This is a genomic window from Staphylococcus sp. NAM3COL9 (assembly GCF_001431205.1).
Lineage (GTDB): Bacteria > Bacillota > Bacilli > Staphylococcales > Staphylococcaceae > Staphylococcus.
The window spans coordinates 1-5,145 of record NZ_LGPC01000009.1 but is presented as its reverse complement, the minus strand read 5'-3'; the positions used below and the strand labels follow the sequence as shown (position 1 = coordinate 5,145).

At 41.0% G+C, this 5,145-nt stretch carries 2 rRNA genes and 1 pseudogene; 1 reads left to right on the top strand and 2 read right to left on the bottom strand.

Annotated features, from left to right (window positions below):
- Positions 1-1,078: 1,078 nt before the first annotated feature.
- A pseudogene (locus ACA31_RS13615) lies at positions 1,079-1,594 on the top strand (DDE-type integrase/transposase/recombinase); the annotation flags it as partial.
- Between the two features lie 246 nt (positions 1,595-1,840).
- Here ACA31_RS13615 and rrf read toward each other — a convergent pair.
- Both rrf and ACA31_RS02510 read right to left on the bottom strand, forming a co-directional pair.
- Positions 1,841-1,955: ribosomal RNA gene (rrf, locus tag ACA31_RS02515) — 5S ribosomal RNA — on the bottom strand.
- A gap of 81 nt (positions 1,956-2,036) precedes the next feature.
- A 23S ribosomal RNA gene (locus ACA31_RS02510) occupies positions 2,037-4,960 on the bottom strand.
- Positions 4,961-5,145: the final 185 nt, after the last annotated feature.

Below are 5,145 nucleotides of genomic sequence, written 5' to 3'. Positions count from 1 at the left end.
AAGTCAAGAACTTTTTAAAATTAATTTTCGTTGTGTTTCGTATTTCTTTTTGTGTTTGTCGTGTTGTTTCGCTCGACTAGTAATACTATACACGCATAAAAAGCTTTTAACAACAGTAAAATTTACACTATCGCTACAAAACTTACATTTATTAAATGAATATAGTTCATTAAGCCTATATTATAAACGAATTACTAGTAACTACAGTGCTTTCATTGTAAAAAACAAAAGTATAAAGAATCTTAATCCCATTCTACAATAACTCTATTTGGAAGATTATTCACTATTTTTTTATCGTTGATCACTGTATTTTTAAGCTCTTTCTCTATTAATTATATATATATTTTAATTCTTACAAATGACAAAAGTGGAAATCTTGAAAATATTGCTGTGATTATTCTTCCAATATTTTTTCATCTTTTACCATATATCTAAGAAATTATAGACAAAGTAAAAAATAACCTATCATTGATTTTATGAACATCAGAACAATTTAATGAATTTATAGAAGAAAATTCAATACCGAAAAGATATAACACCCTATTCCTTATATCAATTGAAAACTTATATATTACCACCCATTATGAATAATATAGGCAAAAAAATTTTTCACTATATACAATAGTAAATTAAGTAAATACTAAAACGTTAACTAGAAGGTCTATCATACTATATTTAACTAATTCCAAAATAAGTCACATTAAATATGCTTCAACTCTTAACCCCTCTAAATTACCACTTTTTCCCTTGCGAAATTAGTAGTTCTTATACAATATCACGAGTTCTTACGATCTTAAATTATCACCATATCCATTCAGACATTCACACTTTTCACTCATAAAAAGAGACCTTTTCGCCCTTAGGTGAACTGACCCCAATTAGTGGGAGTAAAATCAAAGGAATAGATATGAAAATTCAAGGTTCCTCTGTTAAAAATATTATTGAAACTTTAAATAATAAAAGTAAAACTCAAGAACAAAGATGATGAAAGTAATAAATTTCATCAACAAGTATGAAAACAATATCATTATGGAAAAAGGAATTGAAGAATTAAATAAACATAGTGTTAAAAAGGTAAAGACAAAAACAACAAAATTATGCAAAAAACAGGCTGAATTGTCTTGTTAAACCTAAGAAATCTAAAAGACCAGGTGCTCCATTTTATAAAACAGTTAATTTACTATACAGAACTTTCCACTCAAACCGTCCATTAGAAGTACTTGTAACGGATACTACTTTTTTACCTTTCGGTAATACAATGTTATATCTTTCATTAATTATGGATGTCTATAACTGAAATTACAGCTTATTCTATAGATAGTAACCAAAATCAAAGTTTAGTAAACGATACACTTAATCAATTGAAAATTCCAGATAGTTGTACACTCCATAGTGATCAAGGTAGTGTTTACACGTCATATGAATATTATAAGTGGCGCAAAGAAAAAGACATTACCATAAGCATGTCCCGTAAGGAAACGCCAGCTGATAATGCCACAATAGAATGTTCCCTTCCTCACTAAAGTATGAAACATTCTATCTAAGCAAAGAGCTCAAAAGCTCTAATAACATTGTAATAGATATTGCCGAAAATTAAATTGAAAACTATAATAAGATTAGAATTCAAGAAATCAGCAGTCTAGAAAATAGTGTTTTTATTAAATTACCATTTTAAGGGTTCAGTGCCCTCGGGCTCATCGTATCCTATAATGCTGCCTGTAAAACTCCACTTCTCAATTCTTTGAAGTTAGGAATCCTCATGCAAGAGCCGAAAGTCTTTTTATCCTCTATTACTAACCTTTTTTACGCATAAAAAAAAGACCCATTCGGGTCTCTAATTGCCTGGCAACGTCCTACTCTCGCGGAACGTAAGTCCGACTACCATCGGCGCTAAGGAGCTTAACTACTGTGTTCGGCATGGGAACAGGTGTGACCTCCTTGCCATTGTCACCAGACAATGAAATGTATAAAAATTATACATTCAAAACTAGATAGTAAGTAAAATTTGATAATGCCAAAACAAAACACTTTTAAATTTGATTAAGTCTTCGATCGATTAGTATTCGTCAGCTCCACATATCGCTATGCTTCCACCTCGAACCTATTAACCTCATCATCTTTGAGGGATCTTATAACCGAAGTTGGGAAATCTCATCTTGAGGGGGGCTTCATGCTTAGATGCTTTCAGCACTTATCCCGTCCATACATAGCTACCCAGCGATGCCGTTGGCACGACAACTGGTACACCAGAGGTATGTCCATCCCGGTCCTCTCGTACTAAGGACAGCTCCTCTCAAATTTCCTGCGCCCACGACGGATAGGGACCGAACTGTCTCACGACGTTCTGAACCCAGCTCGCGTACCGCTTTAATGGGCGAACAGCCCAACCCTTGGGACCGACTACAGCCCCAGGATGCGATGAGCCGACATCGAGGTGCCAAACCTCCCCGTCGATGTGAACTCTTGGGGGAGATAAGCCTGTTATCCCCGGGGTAGCTTTTATCCGTTGAGCGATGGCCCTTCCATGCGGAACCACCGGATCACTAAGTCCGTCTTTCGACCCTGCTCGACTTGTAAGTCTCGCAGTCAAGCTTCCTTATGCCTTTACACTCTATGAATGATTTCCAACCATTCTGAGGAAACCTTTGAGCGCCTCCGTTACTCTTTAGGAGGCGACCGCCCCAGTCAAACTGTCCATCTGACACTGTCTCCCACCATGATAAATGGTGCGGGTTAGAAATCCAACACAGCAAGGGTAGTATCCCACCAACGCCTCGACGTAAGCTGGCGCTCACGTTTCAAAGGCTCCTACCTATCCTGTACAAGTTGTACCGAATTTCAATATCAGACTACAGTAAAGCTCCACGGGGTCTTTCCGTCCTGTCGCGGGTAACCTGCATCTTCACAGGTACTATGATTTCACCGAGTCTCTCGTTGAGACAGTGCCCAAATCGTTACGCCTTTCGTGCGGGTCGGAACTTACCCGACAAGGAATTTCGCTACCTTAGGACCGTTATAGTTACGGCCGCCGTTTACTGGGGCTTCGATTCGTAGCTTCGCCGAAGCTAACCACTCCTCTTAACCTTCCAGCACCGGGCAGGCGTCAGCCCCTATACATCACCTTACGGTTTAGCAGAGACCTGTGTTTTTGATAAACAGTCGCTTGGGCCTATTCACTGCGGCTCTCCTGGGCGTTAACCCTAAAGAGCACCCCTTCTCCCGAAGTTACGGGGTCATTTTGCCGAGTTCCTTAACGAGAGTTCGCTCGCTCACCTTAGAATTCTCATCTTGACTACCTGTGTCGGTTTGCGGTACGGGCACCAAAATTCTAGCTAGAGGCTTTTCTTGGCAGTGTGAAATCAACGACTCGAGGAAAAAATTTCCTCTCCCCATCACAACTTGACCTTAAGAGTGCCGGATTTGCCTAACACTCAGTCTCATTGCTTGGACGTACAATCCAATAGTACGCTTCGCCTATCCTACTGCGTCCCCCCATCGCTTAAAACGAATTTTGGTGGTACAGGAATATCAACCTGTTATCCATCGCCTACGCCTATCGGCCTCAGCTTAGGACCCGACTAACCCAGAGCGGACGAGCCTTCCTCTGGAAACCTTAGTCAATCGGTGGACGGGATTCTCACCCGTCTTTCGCTACTCACACCGGCATTCTCACTTCTAAGCGCTCCACATGTCCTTGCGATCATGCTTCAACGCCCTTAGAACGCTCTCCTACCACTGTCCTTACGGACAATCCACAGCTTCGGTAATATGTTTAGCCCCGGTACATTTTCGGCGCAGTGTCACTCGACTAGTGAGCTATTACGCACTCTTTAAATGATGGCTGCTTCTAAGCCAACATACTAGTTGTCTGGGCAACGCCACATCCTTTTCCACTTAACATATATTTTGGGACCTTAGCTGGTGGTCTGGGCTGTTTCCCTTTCGAACACGGACCTTATCACCCGCGTTCTAACTCCTAAGATAAAATTGATTGGCATTCGGAGTTTGTCTGAATTCGGTAACCCGATAAAGGCCCCTCGTCCAAACAGTGCTCTACCTCCAATAATCATTACTTAAGGCTAGCCCTAAAGCTATTTCGGAGAGAACCAGCTATCTCCAGGTTCGATTGGAATTTCTCCGCTACCCACAACTCATCCGCTCACTTTTCAACGTAAGTCGGTTCGGCCCTCCATTCAGTGTTACCTGAACTTCAGCCTGGTCATGGGTAGATCACCTGGTTTCGGGTCTACGACCAAATACTCAACGCCCTATTCAGACTCGCTTTCGCTACGGCTCCACATTAACTGCTTAACCTTGCATCAAATCGTAACTCGCCGGTTCATTCTACAAAAGGCACGCCATCACCCATTAACGGGCTCTGACTACTTGTAAGCACACGGTTTCAAGTTCTATTTCACTCCCCTTCCGGGGTACTTTTCACCTTTCCCTCACGGTACTGGTTCACTATCGGTCACTAGAGAGTATTTAGCCTTGGGAGATGGTCCTCCCGGATTCCGACGGAATTTCTCGTGTTCCGCCGTACTCAGGATCCACTCAAGAGTGAACAAACTTTCGACTACAGGATTATTACCTTCTTTGATTCATCTTTCCAGATGATTCGTCTAATTTGTTCTTTTGTAACTCCGTATAGAGTGTCCTACAACCCCAACAAGCAAGCTCGTTGGTTTGGGCTCTTCCCGTTTCGCTCGCCGCTACTCAGGGAATCGATTTTTCTTTCTCTTCCTGCGGGTACTAAGATGTTTCAGTTCCCCGCGTCTGCCTTCAGATATGCTATGTATTCACATATCGATAACACGACATAACTCGTGCTGGGTTTCCCCATTCGGAAATCTCTGGATCAAAGCTTACTTACAGCTCCCCAAAGCATATCGTCGTTAGTAACGTCCTTCGTAGGCTTCTAGTGCCAAGGCATCCACCGTGCGCCCTTAATAACTTAATCTTTTCGACCTTCAACACGATAAAATCGGTTGAAAACCTAAAATGTTATTAATCTGTGAGTGTTCTTTCGAACACTAGCGATTATTTCTATTTTTTTGAATTCAAGCTTTTTAAAACTCTAATTCACTCGGTTTTGCTTGGTAAAATCATAAATTTTACTTACATATCTAGTTTTCAATGTACAAA